This is a genomic window from Cupriavidus sp. 01L46 (assembly GCF_056399905.1).
This window is the reverse complement of the sequence record NZ_JBFTSF010000568.1, coordinates 1-1638: the sequence shown is the minus strand read 5'-3', so window position 1 is coordinate 1638 and position 1638 is coordinate 1. Positions and strand designations below refer to the sequence as shown.

The 1638-nt window shown below is 60.6% G+C and carries 2 protein-coding genes; both read left to right on the top strand.

Features of this window, described 5'->3' with window-relative positions; genetic code table 11:
- On the top strand, nucleotides 1-282 hold a 282-nt coding region (locus AC1DS3_RS38430), incomplete at its 5' end, for a T6SS immunity protein Tli4 family protein (protein ID WP_477129338.1).
- A gap of 88 nt (nucleotides 283-370) precedes the next feature.
- Nucleotides 371-1636 carry a hypothetical protein gene (locus AC1DS3_RS38425; protein WP_477129337.1) on the top strand — a complete coding sequence of 422 codons (1266 nt, stop codon included), beginning with the start codon at nucleotides 371-373 and terminating at the stop codon, nucleotides 1634-1636.
- The last annotated feature ends 2 nt before the right edge of the window (nucleotides 1637-1638 follow it).

The following is a 1638-nucleotide window of genomic DNA, read 5'->3' as shown; positions in this document are numbered from 1 at the left end:
CTTCGAAAGGGCCCGGTGGACTTGCCTGGATTGYCGRCAGAKGAATGGCTGATGGCGGGGATGACCACGCGAGATGTACCTGGACACCATCTGGCGCTGGAGGCGAATTCCAGGATCGGCAGTGCGCAAACGCCCTTGATCACCTTGGAACTGGATACGGGGTCTTACAACAACGTGCTGCAGGATCGTATTGAGAAGACGGCATCACTGACCGAAGGCGAAGCCATTGCGTTCTGGGACGTTGTCTCGCGAACCTTGCGCCCGCGTCCAAACGGATTCTGACATCCCCCCAAGCCATTAACTTAGTAACAGGAGAAGAGAGCAGTGAACGAATTGAAATCCAATCTCGGTCCGTGCTGCGCGGGATGCCATGGCTGTTGATTTCTCGCTTTTGCCGAAGGAAGAGCCGGAGCCGGGCGGTTCGCCGTCGCTGTTGATCTGGACGATCGTGTTTCTCGTCATGGCGCTGGCGTGCGCAATCGTGATCCTGCTGTCATGGCCGAAAGATCTGCCCACGCATACGTGGAAATTCTGGGCAACCCTGATCCTGTTTCCGATGGGGATACCTGCGTGGATAGTCCTGCGCCGGTATAGCCATCATGAGGGCCACAGACTTGACGTTCTGATGCGCAACGAAGTGATCCGCAGGTACAACGAGCGCGTCTTCGCCTTGGCGGCGCATCCCTTGGCCTTGCTCGGTGCGGCCCATCGTTTTTCGTCTGACCAGAGCGAGAACGCAACGAGCACCATACGGTCAGGTACTGTCAGGCTGGAGACCCAAAAGCCGATCGCCAGCGACAGTGGACCCACAAAGGCACGCTGGCTGGTGGTGCCTGGCGTACCGCTTGATCCTGGTGGAAAGGAGGCAGACGCTCGTCGTCATCGCGAGGTGACACGATGGTTGTATTCGGAATTACTTGCCGATCTTGCCACCCGCATCCAGTCCTTGCCGTCGCGGGTTGATCTTAGCGTTTGTCTATGGGTGTCGGGAGGATTGCCTCGCAAGGATCATGTGGCGCTCTGGCAAGAGTGCTGGCGAGAACATCGGCTTCGAGATACGCGCATCTCCGAGGAGACTGAACCCGCCGGCCTCGATGTTCTCGACGGTTGGCTTGATCAGGTTGCTGGCGGCGAAGGGCGCGAGGCGAGGTTGATTGTCGCCATTCAGCTGTATCCAGTGCTGAGCAAGACGCCGCCCGTCGGTGCGGCGGAAGCGGGAGTTGCGCTTCTTCTTATGCCAGGCGAACAGGCCGGCCGGCTACAAGTGGTGTCTGAGGCAAGCCTGCATCGCCCGGTACGCGGTCCGTTCGACCAGTCGGACGGTGCTTTGTCGCATGCCGTGAAATGGGGCGATGTCACTGCCGCGGAGATTCRCGGCGGCTGGCAGACAGGCCTCGATGCAACGCAGGCCGGTGTGTTGCGCGAGGCCGCCGTGCATCTTGGACTGACTGCGCGGCCAACAGACCTCGACCAGACCGTCGGGCATGCCGGCACTGCCGCACCCTGGCTCGCGATAGCCTGCGCCGCTGGTTCGCTATCCGGTGACGTCCAAAGTCAGATCGTCTTTGCTGGGCAGCCTGGCGGCGTGGATGCTGCGGTCGTGCGCTCGGTAGTGCGCGAGAAGCGGCAGGTTTGACC